Genomic DNA, 25,793 nt, shown 5'->3' on the forward strand with positions numbered 1-25,793 from the left:
ACTCTATGTTTAATTCATATATTTTTACATGATTTTGCCTTATAGGCAATTAATCTTTGGAAGGAGATAGATATGAAGGCAGTCACCATCATTCAACCATGGGCGACACTTGTTGCATTGCGCGTCAAAACACTGGAGACCCGGAGCTGGGCGACGAAGCATCGCGGAGCGATTGCGATCCATGCAGGTCAAAAAGTGGACAAGGAAGCTTGCCTGATCCCTCAAATACGCGAGGCGTTACTGAAACATGGTATTAACGATTGGAGCGAGCTGCCAACAGGGGCAGTGATTGCAAAGGGGAATCTGAACGACGTATGGACCATAGAACGCCCTTACGGAGATGAAGGAATAGTGGAAAGATTAAGCATCGACACAGGTTGGACAAATGTATGGGGCGGCTACATGCCCAATGAGTACCATTTTGGAGACTACAGTGACGGACGTTTTGCTTGGCAGCTTGACGATGTTGTTCAGCTGCAGGAGCCGGTACCAGCGAAAGGCCAGCTCAGCTTATGGAATTGGGAGGAAGTAAGATGACAAAGAAATCCATAGCAGACAAGCCGCTCAGCCGCCGGCAGCAAGAAGTATACGATTTTATATCGGGTTTTATTGGATCAAAAGGTTATGGTCCAAGTATTCGGGAGATTGCAGATGCGTTTATGTTCGAATCTCCTTCGTCGGCTTTCAGACATGTCAATATGCTGATTCAAAAAGGATATCTCAATCATAAAGCAGGTGGCGTGCGCACTCTTTCATTGACAGATAAATCGGGCAAGAAGATTGCAATGGTGAGCCAGGCAGGTGTCATGGATTGGATCGCGCAACAGAGTAACCAACACGCCAAGGATGCGGCGGCGTATGCATTGCTCGCTGATCTACAGGAGGGCATACAAACGGGGAGGATCTCCTGATGGTTGATTATCGCAAAGTTGATAAAACGGTATGGACACCGGAGCAGATAGCTGATCATTTGAAAGCAATCGGGGCTGAGCATCCACCCAAACGGCCTGACAAGCTACAAAAGGCAGTTACTGCCCCACAGCAGCGTAACAGCAACAGCAAGTATCACAAGCGAGGAGGTGAGTGGTAGTTGGAACGGGATTTTAGGGCATTGCTTTTGCAATATGATTATCCTAGTGATTTGGTAAATGGCTGGAGCATGGAAGAATGTGAAGCTGAATGGAACGAGTTCTGCAGCGAAGTGATTCCAGTATAACAAATATCCCCCGCAAGCTTGGCGGCCAGGCGGGGGACACATCGAATAAACCTTACCCAAAATTATAACACGGTGAGGGGATCAAAATGGGGAAACGCCGAAAAAACAACTTACAACTGACTTTTAACATACTGCCTATCGATGAAAAAGCTACCCGCCGGGCAGTGGAGGAATATTTAGAGACAGTTCGGCAGTACCGGCAGATCGGTTTCGTGAGACGAGAGGCAGCAGTCACACAAGCGTATGTATATAGAGAACACCAGACGACCAATGCAATCAGCAAACAGACAGAGACTATTGCTGTTTACAATGTAGATAAAGAAGCGGAACTGAAGGAGAAAGACCGTTTGCTCAGTCTGGCCATGGAAAGGCTATCATCTGTTCAACGGGAGGTAATTCAACGGAGCTATTTGGATAATGAAGGTGAGTTTGATTACATTAGCTGTGGAGAAATGGGGGTGAGTGATAGCACATTCCGACGTATTAAGAAGGAAGCAGTGTCCTTGCTTGCCATGCAATTGCGGCTGGCTAAATGGGATGAACCTAAGTCAAATATGGTATTATAGGACCAGCTTGTAGCTGGTCTTTATTTTTTGTTTAACAATCTTGGAGGTGGATATATTGGAGCAATTAAATACATTTACAAATGCAATGCAAGATTTCTTAAATGAAATTGGAGCATTTAAAAACACAGATGCGATAAAAAGCGTCTGGTTCAGAGGACAAGGTGTGGATTTCCCCCTTCATTCAGGACTATTCCGTTCTGAGAAGTTACGCAAGGATATACATGATCTTAGGAAAAGAGAAGAGACAGCATATCGAACATTTATTAGCCAAGGCCATACATATTTAAAAGGTGAACGCGATTGGGAACTATTATTTATCATGCAACATCATGGACTTAGAACGAGATTGTTGGACTGGACGCCATCACTTATGACAGCATTATATTTTGCGACTATAAATCCTATAACTCCAGTATTATGGATGTTGCGACCATCGAAACTTAATTATATGAATTTAGCTTTAGATTCCATATTCAGTTTGCCATTACTCTCTAAATATGAAGATATTATGTTTAAACCAGAAAAATTTATAACAGCAGCGATTCAACCAATTAGAAATAGTGCAAGGCAAATAATTCAACAAGGCATGTTTACTATTCAGGGCGACACAAATGTTCCATTAGAGATGGAATGGGGCGGGCAAATAGTAGAAGATGGATATTTAAAGAAAATTCCTATTCCTAAAGATTTGGTTGAGGAGATACATTTTCTTTTGGAATTAAATAATATTAGCCACTCTACCATATACCCTGATTTGGATGGATTAAGTGTAGATATAAATAGACGTTATTTGAGCGTTGAAGAGTGATCGTTCTTCGCACGAAAAATGCCCAGTTTTTGGCTGGTTAAAGACAGTTCGTTGGACTTTAGACTTGATATATTTGTATTGTGGAAATCGGGCGAGAATGAAACGCACAGCTGCACATGCGGCATATGACTGGGGCGTTCCTCTTCTCGCCTTTTCCAGTTCTTAGCAAAGCAACCGATGGGCTAACCGGGAGGCATTCGAGCAAAGACGGTATGATATGTGTAGTAGGGAAGTATGTATTTAGAAGGGAGGAACGATCGTATGGATACTACTATTGATAAAGAACTTCAGGAAACGGCAATCGCATTTCTGAAATGGGCTAGAAATAAGATTGAGAATGAGCCGGTCGATATAGACACGATGAGTTTGGTTCCTCAAATTGCAGGAGTGGCATGCAACATGATTACGCACATGAAAGATCAAGGAGCCGCTGAGAGCCTTGAACAATTCATTCAGAAGCTCCAGCAGCCAGACGGAAAACTAGCATTAAAAGAGATTCTCAGTAATACTATTTCTGATTCTCTAAATAAGAACTGAGTTCTTTATGATACTCCTTCAAGATTTGGAGGGTCATTTCAGCAGACATCCCTAATGTTATGTTCGACATCATAACAATTTTAGTATTGGTATCACCTAACATGGATTCCATTTCCGTATACTTTGGATCTTTCAGAGCTTCATCCAGTCTAGAAGTTAGCGAATTTGTTAATTCAGGAACTAGATTCCTTACTTTACTTTCAAAATCAAACTCAAAACTCATGCTTAATCTCTCCTCATAGGTTGAAATGGTGTGCGACAACTCCATTTTAGCAGAAAGAGGAAATATCAGGTTGGATTAAATTCGAAATAGCAAGCAATCAGAAGTAAACGGCGGGTTTGTTCAAGTTCATCGGGACTCACCCGTTTTCTGTTCCTTGACCTGAATTTTGTGTCATATGTAAAATGGTCTTGTTCTTCCTCTATAGTTACAAAGCACGTATGCTTTTAAAGCAAAGAGCGCAGCGTTTTTGCGGCGACCGTTTCGGGCGCATGCTTTTAGGACGTAACACCAACAAATACATATCACATTTAAGTCGTTCCTTCGGGATCGGCTTTTTTTATTGGAGGAATTCAAGTGATCAGCAGCAGAAGACGTAAAAGGAAACGGGCACGACCCAATAAGCAGCCTGAGAAATGCAAAGGTTGTGTATGGGGCAGATGGGATGGCGTTAAGCAGTTCTGTCCTAAACCTCCTGATTGTTGTGTGAAGAAGGAAAATCCCTCATAGCTGTCGAATGAGTATGGTGTTAACAAGGGGGATGTCTATGGCATATTTTGAGTACAACAAAGATGATATAGGTGAAAAATTCGTTTTTGTAAGAAATGGAAGATATACTTCAGAACCTTATGAAAATGGGGATCTAAAATATGAAGAACGAACCTATAAAGATGGTCATTGGGTTTGTGTTGTCAAAAAAGATCATGAAATCGTGAGAGTCGATAGCAATCAAGAGCTAGTCAAAGTCAGACACCAGAGTGGATTAATGCAATTGACGATTGAAAAGGAAGCACCTTAATAGGTGCTTTTTCTTTAGCTCTCATATGACAGAATGTGAGCCGTTTTAAGCTTCACAGCATCAGAACGTCCGTTTGCAGGGAGCAGTCATTTGAAGAGCGGAGAACAGGCGCTGAGTGAGCGTACGCACGAATACAGAGGTCACCCATACGTTGAAACCAACTCAACACAAATATCACTCTTGACCTTCGTTATTTAATGTCTGATACTGGAAGATAGAGTTGTCAAAATAATCTATTCAGGGGGAATTTCCTTGCCTAAGTTCGTAACAGGAGATCAAATTCATTTCTATGAAGGTCCCAGAAAGATAGTTGAACTTTCAGTAGAAGAGGTTCATAACGAATCTTACAATTGGTTTTATCATTTGGAGCCGGGTGATGAAATCTTTGGGAAGATTCGTCCAAAAAGAACTGTGGACTCTATTACGATGGTTAAAGATGGACACTCGGAGGATCGTAAAAGTTATTTAGGCGGCATTTACCATGTACATCTAAGAAGCTAATTGCTGTATGAGCACCCTTAGGTGCTTTTTTTATGCACTCATGTTAGGTCTTGACCATCGTTATTTATTGTCTGATACTGGGAGTTGTTCTATCAGAAATAGGTTGGGAGTGGTTAGATGAAGAAAAAGTATATTGCAATTATTGCTTCAGTGATATTTTTAGTGTGGGCGGGCTCAGGATGGGCCATAAACACATGGATAAATGCAAGTTATCGCGGTACATTCGGAGATATGTTTGGAGCAGTAAATGCGTTATTCTCAGGTTTTGCATTTGCTGGCCTTATTTATACGATTGCAGTGCAAAGGCAAGAACTACAGTCACAAAATAAGTCCATAGATATGCAAACAGATGAAATGAAAATTCAAGTGTCAGCCATCAAAATGCAGACGGAAGAACTAGCCCTTCAAAGAGAAGCTATACAAATGCAAACAGAAGAGCTTGCGCTCCAAAGAAAAGCTATTGAGATGCAGACTTTAGAAACTGCTCGATCCGCTGATCAATTGGAGGGACAGAAGAATTTATCGAATCTCCAAACAGCCATGAGTGTAGTGAACGATTTGATTAGAACAAAGAATAAGAGGATGGAGGGAATAACCGTCTCAGCAGGAAGTGGATGGATAAAAGGAACTGACGCATTTGGTCATTTGTCGGAAGTAGGGCTAGGAGTGTGGGTAAACGAAAGAACGTTAGAATCCTATCTTAATTTGTTTTATTATATTTTAACTTTTATTAATGAATATGATCTAAAAGAGGAACAGAAGAAATTATTACGAGATTTATTGAATGTTGATACCTCGAACGAGGAATTAAAGGTAATATATCGTGCTCTTGGGAATGACCCACATAGAATGGGGCTTTTTACCTCAAGCGGCTTTTTAACACGTTACAAAAAAATAAAATAACTTAACCACTTTTCATGCCATCCTGTTAGGGTGGCTTTTTATTTGGAGGTAATTGATATGAACATCAGAATCGTGCCAATCGATCAGATCAACGCAGCAGCTTACAACCCCCGGGTGGACCTTCAGCCAGGCGATCCCGAGTATGAGAAGCTGAAGCGTAGCATTGAACAGTTTGGGTATGTGGAGCCTATCGTCTGGAACGAGCGTACCGGGAACATGGTCGGCGGCCATCAACGCTACAAGATCATGGTCAACGAGCTTGGCCACACTGAGCTGCAGGTATCCGTGGTGGATCTCGATGATCAGCAGGAACGGCTCCTGAATATCGCTTTGAACAAGGTATCAGGTCGTTGGGATGATGAGGCTTTGGGTAGGCTGCTTGCCGAGCTGCAGGCTGAAGGGGCAGACCTTTTGTTGTCTGGCTTTGATACTGAAGAGCTTAATGAGCTGATTGCAGATTTCGGCACAGTTCCTGATACAGAGATCGAGGAACCCGTAGTTGAGGATGATTTTGACGTTCAAGGTGCACTGGATAATATTCAGACTCCTGAAACACAGCGGGGTGATATCTGGCAACTGGGTCCACACCGTCTGATGTGCGGGGATTCAACCAGTGAGGATGATGTCGGCTGCTTGATGGATGGGGAGCGAGCCGACTTGGTAGTGACGGACCCACCTTATAACGTTGCTATCGAAAGCGACTCAGCCCGTCTGGCTGCAGATGGACGAAGCAGCATACAGAACGACGATATGCCCGCAGAGGAATTTGCGGGCTTTTTGCATGCCATTTTTGAGAGGTATTCGGGTTTGATGGCATCAACAGCTGGGATATACGTATTCCACCCGTCTTCATATCAACGAGAGTTTGAGGATGCAATGAATGCTGCAGGCATTGTTGTTCGGAGTCAATGTGTCTGGGTGAAGAACGCAGCATCATTCGGCTGGTCACAGTATCGTTGGCAGCACGAGCCTGTTTTCTACGCTCACTTGAAGAAGAAGTCTCCTTCTTGGTACGGGGATCGCCGGCAAAGCACAGTTTGGCGAGCTGGTTTACCCGTTGAAGAAGGTGAACCGTCCACGGTCTGGGAAGTGTCCCGCGGGGATGTCGGCAAGTACGTACATCCTACGCAGAAGCCACTGGAACTATTGGCCATCCCGATTAAGAACAGCAGTCGACCAGGGAATACAGTGGTGGATCTCTTTGGAGGCAGCGGGTCCACACTTATGACCTGCGATCAGCTTGGCCGAATCTGTAGAACGATGGAGATTGATCCGAAGTTTTGCGATGTAATCAAGAAGCGATACCAAGAGTCCACCGGCATTGAGCCTGTGCTAATTCTTCGTGTTGTTCCCAGGCATAATTAAAAGGAGGACGCGGTAACGTCCTCCCATCAACCCAGGGTATCCCCCGGCTGAGATAGCGGCCCGCCGCGCGCGGCATTTATCGACACCGCCGCTATCTCGTTTTCCATTTTACACGGAAAGCCGAGGGGTACGCATGAGAACACCAGATGAAGATTTATTGCAGCACGAGCTCGCGGTGATGGAAGGCATCCTCGAATCCAAAGAGCAGTACCGCAAAATCGTTAAGGCTGCCATTGCCCAGTGGGTTCGTGACCTGCAGGCTGGACATATACAGATGCAGACCGTTGCCGATTTGGAACGGTTAATTGAACTGGATATAAGGTTACAAAGAGATTCTATGTAAATTATATCGATATCATCCGATAAAGTAATAAATATCTAAATGGAGGATGATATTAGTTGTTTAGAAAGAAAAAGCAGAATGATAGATTTTCAGAAATAATTGAGGCTATCAAATATCTAGAGGCTACTTCCAAAAGTGTGAAGGATTTCCCAGAATCTATTGAAAAGGAAATTAAAAAGAAATTTCATGTCATGTCTCGTAGTCAACTATTGATTGTTCAATCTGAACTTATTGCAACTATAGAAAGTGATAAAAAAGTAATCACCTCGTCACCTATAATTGTTGCTAGTTTAGCGTTTGCGTTGCCTTTGTATATCACTGGTTTAAAAGATTTACTTAAAGAGGTATCTAAAACAACCTCAGAGGTAATAAACTCTTATATTCAAGTAGGCGGATCAGTAATATTGAGTATTATTCCTTTAATGTTTGTTTTGAGTATTCTAAAGAACCTCAAAAGGTCAAGTTCTAGTTCAGGACATCTCTTTTTTTTAGAGAAACTTGTTGGTCAGTTAATTGCTGAACGTGATATCTGGGATGAAGCACATAAATTAGCACACATTGAATATTCATCATTACTAAAAAATAAGCAGAGAAGATATATTTAAGACAAGTCGGAGGACTCTATTGTTGGGGGTGGTGATGGTGTAGCATGGGCAGAGAACGAAGTCTCGAGCGGGACAAGGCTAAACTGATGTGGCTGGAGAGCGGCGGGACGATGAAGCTTAAAGACATCGCCGCCGCTCTTTATGTTCCCGAATCCCGGGTGCGAAAATGGAAGTCCATGGATCGTTGGGAAGACGAGCTGAATGGGAGCGTTTTGGGAGATTCCAAAGGGAGCGCTCCAAATGGAACAAATGGGAGCGTTCCGAAATCAAGGGGAGCGCCCAAAGGCAACAAGAACGCTGTGGGCAATCGCGGTGGTGCTCCACCCGGGAATAAAAATGCTGTGGGAAACCGCGGGGGTGAAGGTGGCCCCTATCGTAACAAACATGCACTCAAAACAGGTATGTATGAAACGATCTTCCTTGATACGTTGGAGCCTGATGAACAGGATATGATGAATCAGATTGACACTGACCCTCTGGCGCAGCTCAACGAACAGTTGATTATGTTGTCCTTGCAGGAGCGGCGGCATATGAAGCGAGTCAAACTGCTTGAAGCTGGCCTGACTGATGAAGAACGTAAGATCAAGCAAGAGCTTATGGAACGTCAGGACAAGGTTTCTATGTTGAGCCCTAAGACGGGAAAGCAAATCACAGTGCCTGTTACCACCGAAGGAATGAAGGTCACTGAGATTACGACACTCGTCACGTCTAAGCTGGACAAAATCCTTAAACAAGAGGAAGCTTTGGTAAAGACGAGGGATAAGAAGCTGCGGGTCATAAACCTGATTGCCAGCCTGCAACAAGAAGAAGAGAAATTGAGAATTGCCCGTGAACGTCTAGAACTGGACAAGTATAAGGCATTGGGTCATGGCGGTGACGAGGGAGAAGGTGACGACGATGAAGACAACGATGGGGATGATTTAGATTGGTGATTGCATTAGCAAATGAACATCGTCGTCGGATCAAACGAAAATTGCAGCACCGCCCGGACAAGCTGGCTGAATTAAAGGCGATCCTGCTTGATTTTGAGCAGTTCTGCTTCCGCATGCTCAAGATTAAAGACAAGTCTGGTACCATGGTTCCTCTGATCCTTAATGATGCCCAACGGCGTTATGCTGCCAAAGTGTTTGAGGACATAGCAGCATGTAAACCCGTGCGAATAATCATCCTGAAGGCCCGGCAGATGGGATTCTCCACGGTGACAGAAGCCCTAATCTACTATTTCACTTCACTACAAGAGGCCAAGAACGCTTTTATCGTTGCTCAGTCTTCCGATGCATCAAGCAACCTATTCGATATGTTCCAGCTTTACTATGAACGTGTGCCATCAGTGATTCAGCCAATGAGCCGTAAGAACAACGCCAAGAAGCTGACCTTTGAGAATCCTGCGATCCGGACGGCAGACCGCCGCAGGAACCCGGGGTTAAAATCGAAGATTACTGTACAAACAGCTGAAAGCCGTGTACTTGCCCGTTCCGACACGATTCATTACTTGCATGCATCTGAAGTGGCGTTTTGGCCAGCGAAAAAAAAGAAGCGACACCTGTTATCACTATTGGCCGCGTTGTCTAAGGAAGCGGGAAGCATCGGGATTATCGAGTCCACGGCGAACGGCATGGAAGAGTTTAAGCAAATATGGGATGCAGCCGTTAAGGGCGAGAATGATTTTTCTCCGCTCTTTTTTGCATGGTTCGAGATGCCGGACTATCGCAAACCGTTACCGCCTGGCTTCGAGTTGACCGAAGAAGAAATGGAGCTGAAAGACAAATTTGGCTTGGATGATGAACAACTTCAGTGGCGGCGGTACACCATCCGAAATGATTGCGGCGGCGATCCGCGGCAATTCGATCAGGAGTACCCATCCGAACCAGACGATGCATTCTTGCTTTCCGGGGAAGGAATCTTCGACAACAAATTCATCAAGCGATTGCGGGATGCGATCACACTTAAAGGCAGCCTGTATGAAATTGATTTTGTTAAGGAGAAGGTTATCCCGGCTCACGCAGGTGAACTGGTCATATATCAGCAACCTGAACCGGGTAAACGATACATCTTAGCTGCAGATACGGCCAAAGGGACCGAGGATGGAGACTACGATGCTGCTTACGTGATTGATGCCCGAACTGGTGAAATGTGTGCAGCACTTCATGGCAAATGGGACACGGACTTGTACGGAAAGAAGCTGAACAGGTTGGGTTTGTATTACAACACAGCATTGCTTGCTGTTGAGAACAACAACACCGGGGAATCCGTACTAAATACGTTGTTCAACACATGTCATTATCCGCTGCTGTTCCTTCACAAGAAAGGCAAGCTTGGATGGGAAACCAATAAGGCGACCCGTCCTGTGATGATCAGTGATTTCAAGGAAGCGATCCGCGATCAGCTTTACGATATCTACTGTCCAGAGTTGTACGGGGAATGTATGACGTTCATCGACAACAAAGGGAAAGCTGAAGCGGACAGTGGTTGTCATGATGACCGGATCATGGCATATTCGATTGCCCTGCAGGTACGTCAGGTAGCTGATAAATGGTTTGAATGGTTCAAGAAAAAAAAACAGCAACAGGAGGAATCGGAGCATGAAGAACACAATGGGGGAGCGGGGTGGATTTAATTGAGTGAAGGCAATGCGACTTGGGTTCCGTTTGCAAAGGAAGAAGGTAGGCACATTCCATCCAGTGCCCAGCTTCCTGATGTATTCGACAGCTTATACGATCAACATGGCCTTTTGCCATTCGAACCGGGTAATGATCCGACCAGCTGCAGACAACTTGTTAAGAACAGCAACATCATTCCTCAGTGCATCGAGGCATACAAGCGGAACATAGCTGGACATGGTATCGCATTGGAGTATTTGCCTGGGGAAAGTGATGAAACGGCCAAGGATGAATGGAACCGAGCTGAACGCTTCTTGGAGACTTGTAACCTTGAAGACAATCCAGAAGAGATCATAGGCCAGCTCATTGAAGATTTGGAAAGCACGGGTATGGCTAACATGGAAGTTGCTTGGCCTGCAGGGAGTGAGTTTCCGACGATCTTCCGGATGGATCCGAAGTACGTTCGTTATACCAAGGAGAGTAATCCGGCGACAATCAAACGAAAACGGCGGATCAGTTCCACCAAGAAGATTGAAGAATTCTCGCAACAAATCTATGCTCGGCGTTATGCCATGAAGCGGGGAACATCCGTAGTTTGGTTTCGGTTATTCGGTACTGAAGGTACTGAGAATCAGGTTATTCCGTTGAAGATTGGCAATGACGGGGCCTACGGTGAACCCCGCTGGTTTGGGAACGCACCTGGTGTAGTCGGTTCCCGTGAAGCGGAGGAATTGAACGTATCCTATTTCAGCAATGGCAGGATGTTGTCCATGATCCTAACGGTCACAAATGGACGCCTTACGAAGCAATCCATGGAGCTGCTGAAGAATGTGAAGGGTTCCCAGTCTCAGGGTGGTATCCTGTACCTCGAAGCCCAAGGAAAAGAGACGGGCGGACCGATGGACGAGAAGGTTGAAAAGGTATCCGTCAATTTGGATAAGCTGAATGACCTGCTGCAGCAAGATGCCTTGTTCTTGGATTATGGAAAGGAGAAGAAAGCTGATATCCTGTCATCTTTCCGGCTTCCTCCTATCCTTGTCGGTCAAAGTTCAGACTATAACCGGGCGACAGCTCAGGCAGCCCTGCAGTTTGCAGAGGAACAGGTTTTTGAACCTTATCGCAAGTGGATTATGAATGAGATTTTCAATAAGCGTTTGTTCCCGGCTATGGGGATATTCCGGGTTAAAGCGGTGCTTCGGGCACCAAGCATCATTGATCCAGAGGATCGTAAGGCAATGCTTGAATTTATCGCTGACCGTGGAATTATGCTGGTTCGTGACCTGATTCCAATCGCAGAGGATGTCCTTGGTACGACGATCGATGAGAGCAAGTTCAGCCAGGAATACCTGGATACGCCGATTGCTCAGCTGGCAGGAAGCCAACCGTCTATTCTGGATTCGGAGGGAACAGGGGATACAGACGACCTGCAGGAGCGTGTGTCTATCATCGCCAAGCGTTTGCTTCGCAAAGGATCTGCCGAGGTGGGCGCTCATGTGTGAAGCTTGCTGGGAACTCATAGCTAAAGCAGATGATGATGAGTTTCTGGATAGTCTTGAGTTGACATATGTGGAACGCAAATTGCTCGAAGAGTTGTACAAGCAGGGCGAGGATCGAATCATGGAGATTCTGGAGCTTCAGGGACAAGCCCTTCAAGACGCGATAGCTGAACTGAGCGAGGAATCGCTTGGTGACATCGGTGAGTTGGGCAAAGTTCTTATTGCCTTGCATGCGACCGACGTGTTTTCAGACATGTTTGAAACAGCGGTGCAAGAAGCTTTTGAACCGTTGTTTAATCTGGCTGGAGAATCTGAGCTGCTGCAGCTGGACAAGGAAAAGGTTTGGACTACCAAGAATAAGGCGGCCAAGAAATTCGTGAAGGAGATCCGCAGCCTGGTTCCCGATATGAATCAGTCTTCGACGGACACATTGCTGCGAAGTTTTGAAAAAGCGATCGAGGAAGGGAACACTCCTTCAGAACGTGCATTACTGGTTCAAGAAATCAGCGCACAGGCAGCCGGGGGAGAAGATGGTCCTTTTTCCATGCAACGAGCTCAGCGGATTTCACGGACCATGAGCACTGCAGCGGCTAACGGAGGCAAGTTGGAAGGCTGGAAACAGTCTGAAATCGCAAAGGGCAAGAAATGGCGGTCGGCTGTCGGTACTCGGACACGAAAAACCCACCGGAGAGCGAATGGCCAGATCGTTGCGCTGGACAAGCCATTTAAGGTGGGGTCGAGCAAACTTATGTATCCAGGTGATACTGCAGGTGATCCTGAAGAAATCATAAATTGCCGCTGCACGATGCAGTTGGTACTTGATTAGTATTTGTAGCAGTTTGCCCAGTTCGATTCATCAGCGTGTTCAGGAATGGCATTTCCTGAAACAATATCATCCATTCTGATAATGTGCTTAGCTAGTGTGTCTATCGGATACTTAACCTTGTTTATACGATCCGTAAAAATGTTTAGCTTGTCATTGTCGATAAGTTCTTGAGCACAAATACGACCAGCTGAATTATTAGTCTCATCGTTTTTCAATAAACTTCTGTATTCAGGCAATATTCCTACAATTTTAGCATTCTCAATGGGGGTCCAAGTAGCCATGAAATCACTCCTTATGTGTTTTGGGATATTATACCATGTTTCTTTGAGAGGAGGTGAAAGAAGAGATGACCTACAAAATGAAAGACGCAAAGATTACGCACTTGTCGCTGGTAGATAAGGGCGCCAATGGCGTACCATTTGCCATTATCAAGGCAGCGGGCAAAGATGCTATCCAGAAGCAAGTACAGATCGCAAAGGTGGACGACACAAAGCACATCGTTATCGGTGTTGTATACCAACCTGATGTTGAGGATGCCCATGGTGACATGATGGATGCTGTTGAGATCGAGAAGGCAGCCCACTTGTTCATGGAGAATCAACACACCTACAACATTGATAAGCAGCATGACCTGGACGCTGACAAAGGGTACGTAGTTGAATCCTATATTGCCCCGTGTGATATGGAGATTGGCGACCAGATAATTGCAAAAGGTTCATGGGTAGCCGGTGTGAAGGTGACTGACGACGGTACCTGGGAAGATATCCAGAAAGGTGAAATCACCGGATTCAGTATGTGGGGCGTTGGTAAGCGTGAAGAAGTCGAGGAAGACACGACTGTTTCTAAAAGCCTCATGAAACGTATTGCCAAAGCGCTCGGCCTGATTGAGAAGGGCGCAGTTGCTGATAAGTACCACAAGAACCGAAAGAACCGTGAATTCTGGGCAGCTCAAGACGCCTTGAACGCGGTTCTTTTTCGTTGGGATTCGTGGGAATCGGGGATGGAAACAGACCCCGAAATCATTCGTGATGCCTTGCAGGATTTCGTGGAGATCGCCCAAGACGTATTGGTGCAGGAAGACATTGTGAAAGCCATCGGAAAGCCGCCTGAGCAGATCGCCAAGGCTGGTAAAAAGATATCCGCGGGCAATCTCAAGCATGTTGATGACGCCATTGCTGCATTAACGGAACTTAAAAACAAAACAGCGCCTGCAGATGATGAGCAGGACGAAGGGGAGGAAAACGATTTGAAACCGGAAGATATTGCAAAAGCCGTTCAGGCAGCCGTTGCACCTATTGCCAAGCAGGTAACGGACCTGACCAACGAGATTACGGAGCTGAAGAAACAGGAGGGTGAAGGTACTCCTGATGTTGTTACACCGGATGCAGGCACTGGAACAGAGCCGCAAGCAGATGATTTAACTGATGCTATCGCCAAGGCATTAGCACCACTGACCGAACAAATGTCCACACTGGCAGCTGATGTGCAGATTGTTAAAAACAGCCGAGGTGGATCTGCACAGGGTGGTGCGCAGGATGAGAATATTCACAAAGCTGATGGCGACGTTAGCTTCGGCAACCTGCTGTAGTTCAAATTCGAAGGGAGACTATTAAACATATGAAAACCAATGGACAAATCATTAAATCGACTACCGTAACATCCATGGACCAAACGGCCCTCAACTATCAGCAAGTGGATGCATTTATGGCCATGGCTTACGATTCGACGGAGTTCTTGAAAGGCGTTCGCACGATTACCCGCACAAGCGCCAAGGGCACAATCGACAAAATTGGGGTAACTGGTCGTAACCTGCGGGGTAAGGTAGAAAACAACATGGCCACCAATATTACAGGACCTACATTCCCGCAGGTTCCTTATGCGGTTGCACCAGTTGTGTTGCCGTTCGAGATTACGGAAGAGTTCATCCGCCAAACGCAGCGCGTTCGCGGTCAAGATGCTGAAGCTATCATCATGACGGCAATGACGAAGAACTACGGAGACAATATGCAGGACTTGGGCTTTAACGGGGATGTTGCCACACCGAATACAGATCCCGATTATGACTTCCTTAAAATTAACGATGGTTGGTTGAAAGTTGCGAAAACAAAAGGTAATGTCATTGACTGGTCAACACTGCCTACTGATAAAAAGGTGGGTATCTTCTTCGAATTGGAACGTTCTATTCCAACGCGTCTGCGTGCAGCTGGGGTGTTCAAATATTTCATGCACCCGAACACATTTAGTGAGCGTCTGCAAAAACTGGCTGAAAAAGATACCAGCGCATCCATCCAGCTGCAGATCATGGGCGGCGTGAAAAAAATCAACTCCTATGACGTTGAGGAAGTGCCGCACATGCCTGAAGGTGCGGTGATCTTCACATACCACCAGAACTTTGCTTTGGTAAATACCTATGACATGCAAATCCGCAAAACGACGGAAGGTAAAGAAGCCATCTATGCGGATAAACGATTCTATGCTATCCATTCTGACTTGGATGCTATTTTCGAAGAGCCTGCTGCTGTAGGTTATGCGGAAGGGGTGACGTTCTAATGCCATACATCACTTATTGTGGGAAAAATGCATCACTAATGCTTCATGGAATCCGGTTCGTTGCGAAAGTGCCTGTCTTGGTTGAAAGTGAATCTGTAGTTAAGCACTTCCGTGAATGTGAAGACTTCGAAGTGCAACAGGAAAAGGTTGTTCCTTTGGAAGAGTTATCTGTTGTGCAGTTGAAGGATAAAGCGAAATTAGCAGGAATTCCGGGCTTCGCTGATATGAGGAAACCCGAATTGCTTAAAGCGCTGAAAGGTGGAGAGGTAGCTGAGGAGGGAGCTGACGGTAAAAATGCTGACAGCAACGATCCTCCAACAGCGTAGCCGTGTAACTCCCGTTCAGGAAGCAACGCCTGAACAACTGGAGCAGTACATCGATGACGCCCAGGTGCGGATAGAGTTGTATTTGCCCATTCCTTTCCCTGAAATCGTGGATCGGCAGCTCATGCTCGCATGGGTGAAGCTGGCTGAGGGGCTTGCCCTGCAGGATAGCGAGGAATATTTGGCAGCTGTCGCCCGGAACTATGCTTCCGAGAGCGATGGGGCTTGGACATACACCCGGCAGGCCATAGCAGGTAAGACCACGGGAAACCCGGACGTGGATGCAATCCTATTCTTGTGGGTGAAGAAACAACAGGAAGGGCCGGACGATGGCAACATCACGGCCTATCTACTGTGAATCACCGATTTAAAACGCCGCTTGCTGTTTACCGGGTTGGCAGCAAGCGAGACGGTGACGATCTGTTTAACGATCGTAAGAGCAGCAAAATTGCGGACCTCAAATGTCATGTGATCAAGACGGAGACATCTGGCCAGGCTGATGCTAAACCTGTTGTGTATATCGTCAAGAAAACAGTTGGCGTGTCCAAAACGGCTGATGTTCGAATCAGTGATGAGGTTGTACTGTTCGGTCGCCGCTATTTGGTGGTGGATGCTAATCCGCGCCGGTACTGGATGGAACTGCTGCTGACGTGTGAGGTGAAGGGCAATGATCGTTAATGACTTTGACGGGTTGGCCAGGCGATTCAGGAAGCTGGCTGATCAAGGTATGAAACGTGTTCTGACCAACGTTGCTGAAGCGATGGGTGAGAGCTTGTTGAACCACATCATTGATGAGATCGATAGGCAAGGCCTAATTGATACAGGTCTGATGTGGAACTCGTTTACTCGAGGCGGTGACGGCAATGTGTGGGAATGGGACGTTGACCGAAATGCGATCACCTTGGAAGTTGGATCTGATTTAAGGTCTGGTTCCAACGATCAGGGGGCATGGGGCTATCCGCGGCTAATCAATGATGGCTACACAATCCATAAGGCTCACTTTGTTCCGGGGTATTGGAACAGAGGTGGGTCTTTTGTGTATGACCGTAATGCTAAAGGCGGATTTATGGCAAAGCCTCGCAGCTTCATCGGTCGGAAATACTTTGACATTGCTGTGACCCAGTTTGAAGGCGGTATGAATCAGCTCATCATTCAACGACTCGATAGAGAAATGGAAAGGGTGTTGCGCTGATGGATGCTGGATTAAAAACATGGGCTGAAATTGTACGTATTGTGTACCCGGACCTGACGATTTTGCGGGATCGGACGCAGTGGCTGGCGGGGAACTTCGATACGCCATCGGTGTTTATTGAAACGGATCTCGTATCTGATAGAGTCATTACCCCGCGTGCTAACCGAATTGTGGAGGACGTGGGTCTGGTGTTCCATTTTGATAAGGAACGGATCGCGGAAGAAGACGATGGGGAACCTATTCCCTTTGATCTAACGCCATTCTTCATGTTCTTACGCCAGAGGAAGTACCTCTACGCTTCGAAACGCTTTGGTGTTGCACTGATTATGGAGCCACCACGCAACCGACCTGAAAAGGATAGGGTTGAGGTCACCTTCAGGTATTCCTACCTGCTCAGTGTTCCGAAGATTCCGGTACCGAAGATCAATGAATTTCATATCGGCTATGAAGGAAAGGAGCTCAACCCATGAGCACAACACGCAAGGAAAAACTTGTCGCTGCCGCTGTCCAGGAAGACCTGAACAAGCGGACTAAGCAGGAATGGATTGAGGGTGCAGCTGCATTGAAGCATGAACGCTTCGAGGTGGCGGGCGCCCTTTTTGATTACAAAGCAGATGTCCTGCTATCCCACCAGGAAGTACAAAACCGATTGGATGCATACTTGCGTCCATCGGCACAGAAGGAGGAAACGTTGAATGTCGATTCAGAGAGTTAGGCCAGGCGGATATGTGGAACTGATTGCGCTGGCGAAGGCCAGAGTAGTACCCGTTACGGGTCGCGTGCTGATCCCGTATCAAGCAGAATGGGGCGCAGTCAATCAAGCTGTTGATATGGCGGATACGTCCGAACGTTTGAAGGAAAGCGGCCTGCAGGTGGATGAGTTGGAACTGGCATCCGAAACAGGGGCAACTGTGGTCGGGTATCGCGTGACGAATGGATCTGAGAAGGCTGCCGCTGTTACTGTCACGGATAGTTACACGATTGAAGCGCGTTATCCAGGATTACGCGGGAATGATTTTGAGTACATGATCCGGGCAAGCTTGGTGGACGCCAGCAAAAAAGAGATCATCATACGTGATACCAAAGGGATTTATGACACGGAGACTTATACCGTGGCTGATAAAGCAGCTGCAGAAGAAGCGCTGAAGAAGTCCAGTATGGTTCGCTTTAAGTCAGCCGGAGCAGCTGCCTGGGCAGATGTGGCATATACACCACTGACAGGTGCTGTGTCCGGTACCGCATCGATCACGGCATCCGATTGGAGTCGTATTTTTAATCGGGTGGATGGTCTGACATTTGACGTGTTCTACCTGCCATCTACGGATGCGGCTGTCCAGGCTGCTGCCAAACAATGGCTGCTGGATCGGCGTACAAAAGCCCGCAGACTCGCTCAGTTGGTCGTTGCAGGGCTTGCGCTGGATGATACGGACATTGAGAAACATAATGCCCGCAGCAGGGCTATGAACGCTCGTTACATCGTCAACTGCTCCCTTGCCGGTACACACATCAACGGCAAAACATACAACTCAGTGCAATGGGCTGCATGGGTGGCTGGTCTAATGGCTGGTACGCCTGCAAATAAGTCCTTTACAGGGGTTAAAGTGCCGATGACACAGGCTGCCATTGATTGGAGCCACAGCGAGGTCATCAAAGGACTTGCTGAGGGTACGCTGATGGCAACGCGGGACGGATACGACTACATCATTGAGTCGGCGGTCAATACACTGACTACGATGGGCGCAGGTGAACGTGAGGACTTTGGCAAGATCCGTGTCTCAATGACGATTGATCAGGTCCTGAACGACATCTATTCCACAGCGAAGAAGTGGAAAGCCAAACTGGATAACGACAAAGATGGCAGAGGTATGTTTATCGCAGCTGTTTTGGAGTATCTGGCGATCCGTAGGAACCAAAAGGCGATTGATGAAGGGTATACGTTTGTAGAAGATCCGAACAACGTAAGTGACTTCGATTATGCATACTTTAAACTTTACGCTAAACCGCTTGATGCCATCGAAGCATTCTACATTACATGGGAGGTGGCATAGTAAATGGAACGCGAACTTATTGGCCGGAATCTATCCGTGGAAGATGACAACGGCGATGCTATCCAAACGATCAAGGAAATTGAAGTCACACTGAATCCTGAAACATTGGATGTGGTCCGGGCGCGGCGCATGTCCAAGACCAAACAAATCGTGGGCTACGAAATCCCGGTTAAACTGGTTATGTCCAAGCTGGAATCCCGTCTGCGTTACCGTTTGTTGGAGGACTTCAAGGCAGGTAAGACAATGTTCTTGGATCGCATTACCGGCGCATTGGAAGATATGCAGACCGGAAATACAGAACGTGTCTTGCTCACAGGTATTCATATCCACGGGAACATGGATATCTTGGTTGCTCAGATCGACAGCAATACGGGTATTGATATCACACTTGAGGGAACGGCTACAGACTTTGAATTTGTAGAGAAATTTCCAGATTACATGGCATAAAAGTTCATTTTAGTTCATGGAGATAAAGGAATAGTTCACACAAAGTTCGAAACTACCAATAAAACCCTCTTCATAAATTTGGAAATATATTATAAAATAGAAATGTATTCCAAATATGAAGGGAGAATGTAAAATGAGTAAAAAATTATTGTTAGGAATTGTTTCTATTGCGGCCTGCTTCTCTTTGGGATCTACATCTTTTGCTGATGCTTCAATAGTCCCAACAAGTTCTCAAGTCTCGCAATCAATGACTTCTCAAGTTAGTGCTATGAACGATGTCATTATAGAAATTACTCTTAGAGTAGGGGAATCGAGGAATCTGTCAGGTTCAAATTTTTCGATTAGTGGAGATCAAGGGAATAATAGCCCTATTTATTTAGATCGGAACGGTTTTGTACTTGGTCTTAAAGCAGGAGAAGCTGTCGTGGTAGCAGACTTGCCGGGTGGAGTAGGGAGAGTTTTTTATTATATTCATATAAGATAGTAATTAAGAATGATAGAATAAAAACCATTATAAAAGCCTGTAGACGAGCTCCAATAGGAGTAATCTACAGGCTTTTTACATGCTATGAAACAGAAATCACATATTAACTGGAGGAATAACAATGAGCGACAAGTTACAGAAATATCTTACTGCCGGCACAGCTGCAGCCGAACCAGAACAAATAGAAGTGACAGTAGACGGAGAGAAATGGTCTGTGCGTCGTCTGACTACAATGGATTTACGGCGGGCCTATGAAGCAGCATACAACGATGACGGTACTGCAAAAGGTTCATTCAATGACATCGATGCAATGATTGTAAAAGCCACAGAGCATGACTTTGACTGGAAGAACATTGAACTCTTGAAGGCTTACAATTGCGTGAATAAAAATGAACTTCCACCACGTATATTCAACGATCCAGATCATTATTTCATCTTGTCCAAAGCTGTTCGGAACTTCCGGGAAACGAAGGAAGAATTGCTCAAAGAAGCAAAAAACTCATCCGGCGAGACGGAGAAGCGAGCTGGGTAGCATCCTTTTGGATCAACCAGAAAAAACTGCCCGCGGACGTCTTGCCGTATGAGGTGAACAAGAACAGGCAATATCATTTTTGCTTGGCCGCATCGATGTTGGCCGAGGAAGAGTTGAAAAAGCTTAACAAAAAATAGGTCGGGAAGGGGGTGCATACTATGGCAACGGCCAGTAGGATAACCGTACCAATTGAAGCAAGGGATCTCGTATCTGGTACGCTGCGCCGCATGCAGAGTGGGCTAAGAAACACGCAGGACGATGTTGGAGGTCTGCGCCGTGCTGCGGATCGGATGGGACACGAATTCTCTTCCTCCATTCATCGTGCAAGTGAGTCAGCCCGGGATTTGGGGGCCAGAGTCGGACAGGCCGCTGACGAGACCAGGCAACTGGGGCGTGCAGTAGTCGGAGATTTGTTCCGCCGGGCCCGATCGAGTGCAGAAGCATTTCGAAGAACAGTGTCTGGTGTCGACCGTGATGTAAAGGGTATCCCTAATGCACATGTCAGATTACATGCTGATGACCAGATCAGTCCATTGATCGATAACATATCTGCAAAGATATCTGGCCTCGCTGCTCTTGGTGGTGGGTTGGTGCTGGGTGGCGGGATGTCTGATGCCATTTTTGGAGGTGTAGGGGATTATTACAAAGAAGCTTCCAGGCTTGCCCCTTATCTATCCACGCAACAACGTTCAGAAGTTTTGGCCACAAATGACAGACTGGTAGCCCAAGGACTTATCTCTGATAGGGCAACAGGGGCGGCTGAGCTTTCCACGCTCACCCCTATGGTACAAGATAAATCAAAGGTAAGTGAGGCTTTTGCGGCTACGACCAAGCTGCAGGCGATAATTCCAGATTCCGGATCAGAGGAAATGCAGAGAGCTGTCACACAGTCGGCAAAGAACTTTAAAGAATCATACTCGCAGGTAGCGGACAGTATCGCGCATGCTTATATGTCAGTAGGAGATCCGCAGAAAGATATTGCAGACACGTTTTGGGAGTACAGCCCTTACTTTGCGAGTAGCGGCACAAGTTCGGCACAAATGAGTAATTTCCTGAGTAGCACAGTCAAAGAAGGGGCCTTCAATTTTGACAAGCCAGGCGACTTTTTCAAGGAAGTATTTGGCGTGAAGGCTCTTAACGCTGACGACATGGCGGATTACTTCGGTGCGCGGGGGTCGGGTAAAAAGGAGGCTGCTAGACAGGCCGAGGCTTTCACTGCAGATATTAACTCTGGTGACACCCAAAGAGCAAAAGGCGCTATAGCCGCTTTGCTGGCGGATATGGCAAGTCAGGATAGGAATGAACTGAAACAGACTTTAACCAAATTGGGGTCAGCAACGGGCGAAGACAACGCTGACGCAATCTTAAAGACCTATGGTGTTGCTTTTGAAAAAGCGCCTGACATGACAGGTACAACTGACCGAATGGTTAAGCAGCAGCAAGCGGCCGATCCAATGACTGCATATAGACAGTCACAAGCTGATATCCAGATGCAAATGCAGGACATTGGCGGCAACATCATGCAAGCATCGGTCCCGGCAATGAAGGAGTTCAATTCTTTGCTGACAGACAATAAGGCACAGATTGAAGCGTTGGGGTCTGGAATTGCCACGGGAATTAGTAACATCGTTAGCTTTTATCATGAATTTTCTGGAGTCATTAATAAAGTAGTGGTTGGATTAGCAGGAATTTTGGCACTTAAGGGTGCAGTAGGCATTATTAAGGGAACTAAACAACTTATTCAGGATATTGGTAGTGTGGGGAAATTAATATGGAAAGCTGTTCCTGGTAAAAAGGGACTTGGGGGAGGATCATCCCTGATTGGCGGCGCTGAACTCGTATCGAGCATGAATGTTAATGCGACCAGCGTATATGTCAATGGTAGTATGGGCGGCAATGGTGGTGGAAATAGCAAAGATCGCCGCAAAGGGAGAAGAAAAGGGCGATCCGGTGGTTCCAAGCCTAAGGCCAGTTCGACAGGTAAAACCATAACCAGGACGGATATCGTTGGGGATAAAAAGCAAAAGCCGCAGGCAGCAAGTAAAACGAAGACAAAAGATGTTTCTGTTAAAACACCGAAAGCCCCTAAATTCAGTCCCAAACTTGGTCCCGATGGTTTATTGTCAACGGGAACGAAGAGTATGGGAGGGGCCACCAAGGGTGTTTTGAAGGGCCTTGGCGTACTTGGTACGATTGCCAATGTTGGAATGTCTGCTTACGATATGTACGGCGTAGCAAAAGAACAGGGCTGGAAGGAAGCTATATCTACCACCGGCGGCTCTACAGTCGGGAGTCTGGCCGGTGGGGCCCTTGGCGGCGCAATAGGCACACTTGCTGGTCCGCTTGGCACAGCATTAGGTGCAGCTGCTGGTAGCTGGGTAGGTGAGAAACTTGGTTCTTGGGCAGATTCAAGTGGCGTTACTCGCGACATCGTGGATGGTGTAGCTAATCTCACAAGTTCCATCAAAGACTGGATGGGGTTTGGCCCGAAGGAAGAGCCTAAGCCAGTTACGCCACAGTTACCTAAAGAATCTTTCATTACCACTACAACAACCACGACCAAGGAAGGCGAGAAGAAAATCAAGGAGACGATGGATAACATCGTATCACATGTGCAAAAAAGCGGCCTAAAGCAAGGGATAAAAGATGCAATGGACGACAGTGATATCGTAAAATCTGCAGATAAATTTAAAGATGTCGTTGTCGGTATGTTCAAAGGGACTGACTCCAAAGAGGCTGAGAGCAACATCAAGGCCGTCGGGACAGCCGCCAAAGAAACGGAGAAGCAAGCTAAGGATTTAGGTGTAACCTCGAAAAACAGCACAAGGGACATTATCAGCGGCAACAGCCAGGCTGCGTTAAGTTTCAGTGGTGTGAGTTCGTCAGCCAAAAGTGCTATCGATTTGACCCGCCGACATTTGGAGTCATTGTCTACCATATCGAGTAAAGGCAGCACCTGGGGCAGCAACCTCATTAGCATGATGGCATCCGGTATGCTTAGCCAGATCCCGACTTTAACTTCTGCCGTTTCGAACGCTGCCAAGATCATGCATAACTATCTTGGTTTTAGTTCTCCGACCAAGGAAGGTCCCGCCAGTAAATCGGATAAATGGGCGCCGAACTTTGTTTCCATGTTTTCCGATGGATTGCGGTCTGACTCCATCAAGAACCGCATGGATAATATTGCGGGAACAATGCGTGACGGTGTGGATGGGATCGAGGGAGCAAGTTTGTCCAGCAATGCAATACCTGTCCGCACATCCCCGCTGTCTGCAGAGGCATCAAGCGGGAACAAGTCGGTAACGATCGGCAATGTCACCATTGATTTGAGTGGAGTTGCAGCAGGTATTACGGACTTCCAATCCTTCGCCCGAGCTTTAACAAGCCCTGCAGGTCGTGCACTGATCCGTGATGTGGCGGGAGAAGAGATTTACAAAGCTTTGGAGACAGGGGGTTAAAGCATGTTGGCAATGTCACAAGGAGCTATTCGGCTGACCTTCCCGATCACTCCGGCCGAGATACAAATCACAACTGGTAATGAAGTGGATACATTCAACGTCATCATTGGTCAAGAGAGAACAGGGAAACCCACTGCCAAGTTGCAGCGGGTTTCTTTTTCGGCCATTTTACCCCGCGAGTGGCGAGATTTGTGGGAGACGGACAAGAAACAAACTGTCACCTACAAACGGCCTGAAACCACGTGGCAGCTGCTGGAGAAGTGGAAGCCTAAACCTGTTGTGTTGAACTTCGAAGAATTGTTTTCCCAGACCATGTTAATTGAAAACATGGAGATTGTTTATAAAGACGGCCAAGGCAACATTCACATGACAATAAGCTTGGTCGAACATAAGCCTGTCAAAATCATTTCATACAGCAATACCAAGCAACTCCTGAAGCCTGGCGTGATCATCACTAAGGCAAGTAAGAGCAGGCCAAATACAACAGCAAAGTCCAGCAAAAAGGACAAAAAGAAGACAACCAAAAAGAAGAAAAAGGCCACGGATAAAAAGAAGAGCGCAGCTGCGGCAAAGGATGCTGCTGATAATGCACCAGGTGCATTTGATTACACTGGTCGCAAAAACAAGATTACTGAAGCCAATAAAAAAATGAAGTAGGGGGTCAGTCATGGACAAATTTGCAGTTGTATACGGCAAGCAGGATGCCAGGGCGGCCCTCGCTCCTGCTATAACTGATATCTCATGGTCGTCTCAACGGGACGAAATAGCACGCAGCATGACGGTTCGGCTGCGGGACATTCCAACAATTAGCGTAGCCGGTATGCTGATGTGCTTTTCGCACAAGGTAGGTAAGTCCCTTCTTCATCACAAAAACCAGTTTTTCCATGGCCCTATCATTGACTACGAACAAGATGAGTTTACTGGCGCTTGGGAGATTAAAGCCAGTGAGATTGGTTGGTATCTGGCGAAGAATAAAGGCGCTCGTCCATATCTGAAAGGAGAAGCGGGAGCTGAGCTGCAGAAGTACATCAAGACAACAGGCGTTGACTTCCGCTGTCCCAAACTCGGCTTTAACCTCGATGAACGATACGGGACAATGGCACATTCTGAGGTCATTTTGGATGTGCTGCAAAAGGCATATGAGCGTAGCGGCTATCGGTACCATGTAGATGTGGTTCGTACAGAAACAAATTTCTACCTGCAGGTGGTACGCGAAGGTATGAACGAGGTCGTTCCCATTTTCGTGCCTGAACAAATGGAAGCCAGCAGCGCGGGCTACAACATTGAGGAAACGTACACGGTGGTCACTGCGCAGAAGTACAAGGATGACAAGCTATCAGCCTCAGTCACCAAAACGGATGCCAGCGTCTTGAAGACGTTTGGCCGTATGGAAGAGATCATCGAAGTTGAGGAGGACGAGAATCCAACGACCGTTGCAACGCAGCGGGTAAAAGCGATGGCGAAGCCCAAGCAGATTAAGAAGATCACAGTACGTCATGAGGACCATACATTGGCGGGGTTGCGTGCTGGATGGCTCGTGTTGATCAAAACAACGGTCGTCACCAAATGGATCGTGGAGAGTGCAGACACAACTTGGAGCAACGGTATATTCACGCTCAAACTGGTCCTTGAAAGGCGGGAAGCTTAATGATGGGTGAAGCAATGAAGTTGCTGAAACAGAAAGTAGCTGGCCATATCGATGCGAGGGATACCGAGCGTGCAACCCTTCTGAGCTGGCCAGCTGCCAAGATTGAGGTGGATGGCGACCCGTACCCATATGAATCAGGAAGCCTGGTCTTCGCGGATTACCTGCAGGAACGGGAAATTGAGGTCACATTTGACGTTGCTGAGCCAGAACCAGCGATCTTGAAAGGCAAACTCCTGATCCCTAGCCCGCTGGAGGTCGGTGATAGGCTTCTTGTCTCCCGTATGACGGGTCAGAGATATTATGTTCTGGGAAAGGAGCGGTAACTC

At 46.7% G+C, this 25,793-nt stretch carries 35 protein-coding genes; 33 read left to right on the plus strand and 2 right to left on the minus strand.

Annotation, left to right across the window (positions count from 1 at the left end):
• Positions 1–72: 72 nt before the first annotated feature.
• The 7 genes from DFQ00_RS10930 (at position 73) to DFQ00_RS10955 (ending at position 3,127) form a co-directional block, all read left to right on the plus strand.
• Positions 73–537 carry an ASCH domain-containing protein gene (locus DFQ00_RS10930; RefSeq protein WP_110896500.1) on the plus strand — a complete coding sequence of 155 codons (465 nt, stop codon included), beginning with the start codon at positions 73–75 and terminating at the stop codon, positions 535–537.
• Positions 534–911, plus strand: a complete 378-nt coding sequence (locus DFQ00_RS10935; RefSeq protein WP_167433669.1) for a LexA family protein — start codon at positions 534–536, stop codon at positions 909–911. Before DFQ00_RS10930 ends, DFQ00_RS10935 begins: the two co-directional genes overlap by 4 nt.
• Positions 911–1,090: a hypothetical protein gene (locus DFQ00_RS10940; RefSeq protein ID WP_110896501.1), complete on the plus strand. Its 180-nt coding sequence runs from the start codon at positions 911–913 to the stop codon at positions 1,088–1,090. The genes DFQ00_RS10935 and DFQ00_RS10940 overlap by 1 nt, the downstream gene beginning before the upstream one ends.
• A complete protein-coding gene (locus tag DFQ00_RS30135; protein WP_279630400.1) occupies positions 1,091–1,216 on the plus strand; it encodes a hypothetical protein in 126 nt (41 codons plus the stop codon).
• 86 nt (positions 1,217–1,302) lie between these two features.
• The gene (locus DFQ00_RS10945) at positions 1,303–1,782 is read left to right on the plus strand and encodes an ArpU family phage packaging/lysis transcriptional regulator (RefSeq protein ID WP_110896502.1); all 480 of its coding nucleotides are present in this window, start codon (positions 1,303–1,305) and stop codon (positions 1,780–1,782) included.
• 55 nt (positions 1,783–1,837) lie between these two features.
• Complete coding sequence (locus DFQ00_RS10950; protein WP_110896503.1) at positions 1,838–2,590, plus strand: FRG domain-containing protein; 753 nt, start codon at positions 1,838–1,840, stop codon at positions 2,588–2,590.
• A 261-nt stretch (positions 2,591–2,851) separates the two neighbouring features.
• A complete protein-coding gene (locus DFQ00_RS10955; RefSeq protein ID WP_110896504.1) occupies positions 2,852–3,127 on the plus strand; it encodes a hypothetical protein in 276 nt (91 codons plus the stop codon).
• Here DFQ00_RS10955 and DFQ00_RS10960 read toward each other — a convergent pair.
• Complete coding sequence (locus DFQ00_RS10960; protein ID WP_110896505.1) at positions 3,099–3,350, minus strand: hypothetical protein; 252 nt, start codon at positions 3,348–3,350, stop codon at positions 3,099–3,101. The two genes, DFQ00_RS10955 and DFQ00_RS10960, sit on opposite strands and share 29 nt — an antisense overlap.
• A 544-nt stretch (positions 3,351–3,894) precedes the next feature.
• Here DFQ00_RS10960 and DFQ00_RS10965 point away from each other — a divergent pair.
• The 10 genes from DFQ00_RS10965 to DFQ00_RS11010 all read left to right on the plus strand — a co-directional run bounded on the left by DFQ00_RS10965 (position 3,895) and on the right by DFQ00_RS11010 (position 12,785).
• Positions 3,895–4,146, plus strand: a complete 252-nt coding sequence (locus DFQ00_RS10965; protein ID WP_110896506.1) for a hypothetical protein — start codon at positions 3,895–3,897, stop codon at positions 4,144–4,146.
• 252 nt (positions 4,147–4,398) lie between these two features.
• Positions 4,399–4,647: a hypothetical protein gene (locus tag DFQ00_RS10970; protein ID WP_110896507.1), complete on the plus strand. Its 249-nt coding sequence runs from the start codon at positions 4,399–4,401 to the stop codon at positions 4,645–4,647.
• 117 nt (positions 4,648–4,764) lie between these two features.
• Positions 4,765–5,550, plus strand: a complete 786-nt coding sequence (locus DFQ00_RS10975; protein ID WP_110896508.1) for a hypothetical protein — start codon at positions 4,765–4,767, stop codon at positions 5,548–5,550.
• A gap of 57 nt (positions 5,551–5,607) precedes the next feature.
• Entirely contained in the window at positions 5,608–6,915 is a 1,308-nt protein-coding gene (locus tag DFQ00_RS10980; RefSeq protein ID WP_110896509.1) for a site-specific DNA-methyltransferase, read from the plus strand.
• 133 nt (positions 6,916–7,048) lie between these two features.
• Positions 7,049–7,258 carry a hypothetical protein gene (locus DFQ00_RS10985; RefSeq protein ID WP_110896510.1) on the plus strand — a complete coding sequence of 70 codons (210 nt, stop codon included), beginning with the start codon at positions 7,049–7,051 and terminating at the stop codon, positions 7,256–7,258.
• 56 nt (positions 7,259–7,314) lie between these two features.
• Positions 7,315–7,863, plus strand: a complete 549-nt coding sequence (locus DFQ00_RS10990) for a hypothetical protein (RefSeq protein WP_110896511.1) — start codon at positions 7,315–7,317, stop codon at positions 7,861–7,863.
• 44 nt (positions 7,864–7,907) lie between these two features.
• Positions 7,908–8,795, plus strand: coding sequence for a phage terminase small subunit-related protein (locus DFQ00_RS10995; RefSeq protein ID WP_110896512.1), 888 nt, complete (start codon positions 7,908–7,910; stop codon positions 8,793–8,795).
• Positions 8,792–10,480, plus strand: a complete 1,689-nt coding sequence (locus DFQ00_RS11000; protein ID WP_244213781.1) for a terminase large subunit — start codon at positions 8,792–8,794, stop codon at positions 10,478–10,480. The genes DFQ00_RS10995 and DFQ00_RS11000 overlap by 4 nt, the downstream gene beginning before the upstream one ends.
• On the plus strand, positions 10,481–11,962 hold the full coding sequence (locus DFQ00_RS11005; protein WP_110896514.1) for a phage portal protein: 1,482 nt from the start codon (positions 10,481–10,483) through the stop codon (positions 11,960–11,962).
• Positions 11,955–12,785 carry a phage minor head protein gene (locus DFQ00_RS11010; protein WP_110896515.1) on the plus strand — a complete coding sequence of 277 codons (831 nt, stop codon included), beginning with the start codon at positions 11,955–11,957 and terminating at the stop codon, positions 12,783–12,785. Before DFQ00_RS11005 ends, DFQ00_RS11010 begins: the two co-directional genes overlap by 8 nt.
• Here the strand turns inward: DFQ00_RS11010 and DFQ00_RS11015 are convergent.
• A complete protein-coding gene (locus DFQ00_RS11015) occupies positions 12,782–13,066 on the minus strand; it encodes a hypothetical protein (protein ID WP_110896516.1) in 285 nt (94 codons plus the stop codon). The two genes, DFQ00_RS11010 and DFQ00_RS11015, sit on opposite strands and share 4 nt — an antisense overlap.
• Before the next feature lie 65 nt (positions 13,067–13,131).
• On the opposite strand from DFQ00_RS11015, the gene DFQ00_RS11020 reads away from it, so the two are divergent.
• The 16 genes from DFQ00_RS11020 to DFQ00_RS11095 all read left to right on the plus strand — a co-directional run bounded on the left by DFQ00_RS11020 (position 13,132) and on the right by DFQ00_RS11095 (position 25,790).
• Complete coding sequence (locus tag DFQ00_RS11020; RefSeq protein WP_110896517.1) at positions 13,132–14,373, plus strand: XkdF-like putative serine protease domain-containing protein; 1,242 nt, start codon at positions 13,132–13,134, stop codon at positions 14,371–14,373.
• Positions 14,374–14,402: 29 nt separating this feature from the next.
• The gene (locus DFQ00_RS11025; protein ID WP_110896518.1) at positions 14,403–15,335 is read left to right on the plus strand and encodes a phage major capsid protein, P2 family; all 933 of its coding nucleotides are present in this window, start codon (positions 14,403–14,405) and stop codon (positions 15,333–15,335) included.
• Positions 15,335–15,661: a hypothetical protein gene (locus tag DFQ00_RS11030; RefSeq protein ID WP_110896519.1), complete on the plus strand. Its 327-nt coding sequence runs from the start codon at positions 15,335–15,337 to the stop codon at positions 15,659–15,661. The genes DFQ00_RS11025 and DFQ00_RS11030 overlap by 1 nt, the downstream gene beginning before the upstream one ends.
• Positions 15,630–16,016 carry a head-tail connector protein gene (locus DFQ00_RS11035; RefSeq protein ID WP_110896520.1) on the plus strand — a complete coding sequence of 129 codons (387 nt, stop codon included), beginning with the start codon at positions 15,630–15,632 and terminating at the stop codon, positions 16,014–16,016. Before DFQ00_RS11030 ends, DFQ00_RS11035 begins: the two co-directional genes overlap by 32 nt.
• On the plus strand, positions 16,013–16,336 hold the full coding sequence (locus tag DFQ00_RS11040) for a hypothetical protein (protein WP_110896521.1): 324 nt from the start codon (positions 16,013–16,015) through the stop codon (positions 16,334–16,336). Before DFQ00_RS11035 ends, DFQ00_RS11040 begins: the two co-directional genes overlap by 4 nt.
• Positions 16,326–16,850: an HK97 gp10 family phage protein gene (locus DFQ00_RS11045; RefSeq protein WP_110896522.1), complete on the plus strand. Its 525-nt coding sequence runs from the start codon at positions 16,326–16,328 to the stop codon at positions 16,848–16,850. Before DFQ00_RS11040 ends, DFQ00_RS11045 begins: the two co-directional genes overlap by 11 nt.
• Entirely contained in the window at positions 16,850–17,320 is a 471-nt protein-coding gene (locus tag DFQ00_RS11050; RefSeq protein WP_244213782.1) for a hypothetical protein, read from the plus strand. Before DFQ00_RS11045 ends, DFQ00_RS11050 begins: the two co-directional genes overlap by 1 nt.
• Positions 17,317–17,565, plus strand: coding sequence for a hypothetical protein (locus tag DFQ00_RS11055; protein ID WP_244213783.1), 249 nt, complete (start codon positions 17,317–17,319; stop codon positions 17,563–17,565). Before DFQ00_RS11050 ends, DFQ00_RS11055 begins: the two co-directional genes overlap by 4 nt.
• The gene (locus DFQ00_RS11060; protein WP_110896524.1) at positions 17,546–18,898 is read left to right on the plus strand and encodes a phage tail sheath subtilisin-like domain-containing protein; all 1,353 of its coding nucleotides are present in this window, start codon (positions 17,546–17,548) and stop codon (positions 18,896–18,898) included. Before DFQ00_RS11055 ends, DFQ00_RS11060 begins: the two co-directional genes overlap by 20 nt.
• Before the next feature lie 3 nt (positions 18,899–18,901).
• A complete protein-coding gene (locus DFQ00_RS11065; RefSeq protein ID WP_110896525.1) occupies positions 18,902–19,345 on the plus strand; it encodes a phage tail tube protein in 444 nt (147 codons plus the stop codon).
• A 133-nt stretch (positions 19,346–19,478) separates the two neighbouring features.
• Positions 19,479–19,829 (plus strand): hypothetical protein, encoded by a 351-nt coding sequence (locus tag DFQ00_RS11070; protein WP_110896526.1) that lies wholly within the window; start codon positions 19,479–19,481, stop codon positions 19,827–19,829.
• Positions 19,830–19,950: 121 nt separating this feature from the next.
• Positions 19,951–20,361: a hypothetical protein gene (locus DFQ00_RS11075; RefSeq protein ID WP_110896527.1), complete on the plus strand. Its 411-nt coding sequence runs from the start codon at positions 19,951–19,953 to the stop codon at positions 20,359–20,361.
• A gap of 158 nt (positions 20,362–20,519) precedes the next feature.
• On the plus strand, positions 20,520–23,819 hold the full coding sequence (locus DFQ00_RS11080; protein WP_110896528.1) for a phage tail tape measure protein: 3,300 nt from the start codon (positions 20,520–20,522) through the stop codon (positions 23,817–23,819).
• Between the two features lie 3 nt (positions 23,820–23,822).
• Positions 23,823–24,476: a hypothetical protein gene (locus tag DFQ00_RS11085; RefSeq protein ID WP_110896529.1), complete on the plus strand. Its 654-nt coding sequence runs from the start codon at positions 23,823–23,825 to the stop codon at positions 24,474–24,476.
• Positions 24,477–24,486: 10 nt separating this feature from the next.
• A complete protein-coding gene (locus DFQ00_RS11090; protein ID WP_110896530.1) occupies positions 24,487–25,467 on the plus strand; it encodes an XkdQ/YqbQ family protein in 981 nt (326 codons plus the stop codon).
• Complete coding sequence (locus DFQ00_RS11095; RefSeq protein WP_110896531.1) at positions 25,467–25,790, plus strand: hypothetical protein; 324 nt, start codon at positions 25,467–25,469, stop codon at positions 25,788–25,790. Before DFQ00_RS11090 ends, DFQ00_RS11095 begins: the two co-directional genes overlap by 1 nt.
• The last annotated feature ends 3 nt before the right edge of the window (positions 25,791–25,793 follow it).

The organism is Paenibacillus barcinonensis, assembly GCF_003217495.1.
GTDB classification, from domain to species: Bacteria; Bacillota; Bacilli; order Paenibacillales; family Paenibacillaceae; genus Paenibacillus; species Paenibacillus barcinonensis.

What these genes read in the sequence shown, in the direction of transcription:
- DFQ00_RS10930 (WP_110896500.1), top strand. Translation starts at nt 73, where the DNA reads ATGAAGGCAGTCACCATCATTCAACCATGGGCGACACTTGTTGCATTG.
- DFQ00_RS10935 (WP_167433669.1), top strand. Translation starts at nt 534, where the DNA reads ATGACAAAGAAATCCATAGCAGACAAGCCGCTCAGCCGCCGGCAGCAA.
- DFQ00_RS10940 (WP_110896501.1), top strand. Translation starts at nt 911, where the DNA reads ATGGTTGATTATCGCAAAGTTGATAAAACGGTATGGACACCGGAGCAG.
- DFQ00_RS10945 (WP_110896502.1), top strand. Translation starts at nt 1,303, where the DNA reads ATGGGGAAACGCCGAAAAAACAACTTACAACTGACTTTTAACATACTG.
- DFQ00_RS10955 (WP_110896504.1), top strand. Translation starts at nt 2,852, where the DNA reads ATGGATACTACTATTGATAAAGAACTTCAGGAAACGGCAATCGCATTT.
- DFQ00_RS10960 (WP_110896505.1), bottom strand. Translation starts at nt 3,350, where the DNA reads ATGAGTTTTGAGTTTGATTTTGAAAGTAAAGTAAGGAATCTAGTTCCT.
- DFQ00_RS10965 (WP_110896506.1), top strand. Translation starts at nt 3,895, where the DNA reads ATGGCATATTTTGAGTACAACAAAGATGATATAGGTGAAAAATTCGTT.
- DFQ00_RS10975 (WP_110896508.1), top strand. Translation starts at nt 4,765, where the DNA reads ATGAAGAAAAAGTATATTGCAATTATTGCTTCAGTGATATTTTTAGTG.
- DFQ00_RS10980 (WP_110896509.1), top strand. Translation starts at nt 5,608, where the DNA reads ATGAACATCAGAATCGTGCCAATCGATCAGATCAACGCAGCAGCTTAC.
- DFQ00_RS10985 (WP_110896510.1), top strand. Translation starts at nt 7,049, where the DNA reads ATGAGAACACCAGATGAAGATTTATTGCAGCACGAGCTCGCGGTGATG.
- DFQ00_RS10995 (WP_110896512.1), top strand. Translation starts at nt 7,908, where the DNA reads ATGGGCAGAGAACGAAGTCTCGAGCGGGACAAGGCTAAACTGATGTGG.
- DFQ00_RS11010 (WP_110896515.1), top strand. Translation starts at nt 11,955, where the DNA reads ATGTGTGAAGCTTGCTGGGAACTCATAGCTAAAGCAGATGATGATGAG.
- DFQ00_RS11015 (WP_110896516.1), bottom strand. Translation starts at nt 13,066, where the DNA reads ATGGCTACTTGGACCCCCATTGAGAATGCTAAAATTGTAGGAATATTG.
- DFQ00_RS11020 (WP_110896517.1), top strand. Translation starts at nt 13,132, where the DNA reads ATGACCTACAAAATGAAAGACGCAAAGATTACGCACTTGTCGCTGGTA.
- DFQ00_RS11025 (WP_110896518.1), top strand. Translation starts at nt 14,403, where the DNA reads ATGAAAACCAATGGACAAATCATTAAATCGACTACCGTAACATCCATG.
- DFQ00_RS11030 (WP_110896519.1), top strand. Translation starts at nt 15,335, where the DNA reads ATGCCATACATCACTTATTGTGGGAAAAATGCATCACTAATGCTTCAT.
- DFQ00_RS11035 (WP_110896520.1), top strand. Translation starts at nt 15,630, where the DNA reads ATGCTGACAGCAACGATCCTCCAACAGCGTAGCCGTGTAACTCCCGTT.
- DFQ00_RS11045 (WP_110896522.1), top strand. Translation starts at nt 16,326, where the DNA reads ATGATCGTTAATGACTTTGACGGGTTGGCCAGGCGATTCAGGAAGCTG.
- DFQ00_RS11050 (WP_244213782.1), top strand. Translation starts at nt 16,850, where the DNA reads ATGGATGCTGGATTAAAAACATGGGCTGAAATTGTACGTATTGTGTAC.
- DFQ00_RS11055 (WP_244213783.1), top strand. Translation starts at nt 17,317, where the DNA reads ATGAGCACAACACGCAAGGAAAAACTTGTCGCTGCCGCTGTCCAGGAA.
- DFQ00_RS11060 (WP_110896524.1), top strand. Translation starts at nt 17,546, where the DNA reads ATGTCGATTCAGAGAGTTAGGCCAGGCGGATATGTGGAACTGATTGCG.
- DFQ00_RS11065 (WP_110896525.1), top strand. Translation starts at nt 18,902, where the DNA reads ATGGAACGCGAACTTATTGGCCGGAATCTATCCGTGGAAGATGACAAC.
- DFQ00_RS11070 (WP_110896526.1), top strand. Translation starts at nt 19,479, where the DNA reads ATGAGTAAAAAATTATTGTTAGGAATTGTTTCTATTGCGGCCTGCTTC.
- DFQ00_RS11075 (WP_110896527.1), top strand. Translation starts at nt 19,951, where the DNA reads ATGAGCGACAAGTTACAGAAATATCTTACTGCCGGCACAGCTGCAGCC.
- DFQ00_RS11080 (WP_110896528.1), top strand. Translation starts at nt 20,520, where the DNA reads ATGGCAACGGCCAGTAGGATAACCGTACCAATTGAAGCAAGGGATCTC.
- DFQ00_RS11085 (WP_110896529.1), top strand. Translation starts at nt 23,823, where the DNA reads ATGTTGGCAATGTCACAAGGAGCTATTCGGCTGACCTTCCCGATCACT.
- DFQ00_RS11090 (WP_110896530.1), top strand. Translation starts at nt 24,487, where the DNA reads ATGGACAAATTTGCAGTTGTATACGGCAAGCAGGATGCCAGGGCGGCC.
- DFQ00_RS11095 (WP_110896531.1), top strand. Translation starts at nt 25,467, where the DNA reads ATGATGGGTGAAGCAATGAAGTTGCTGAAACAGAAAGTAGCTGGCCAT.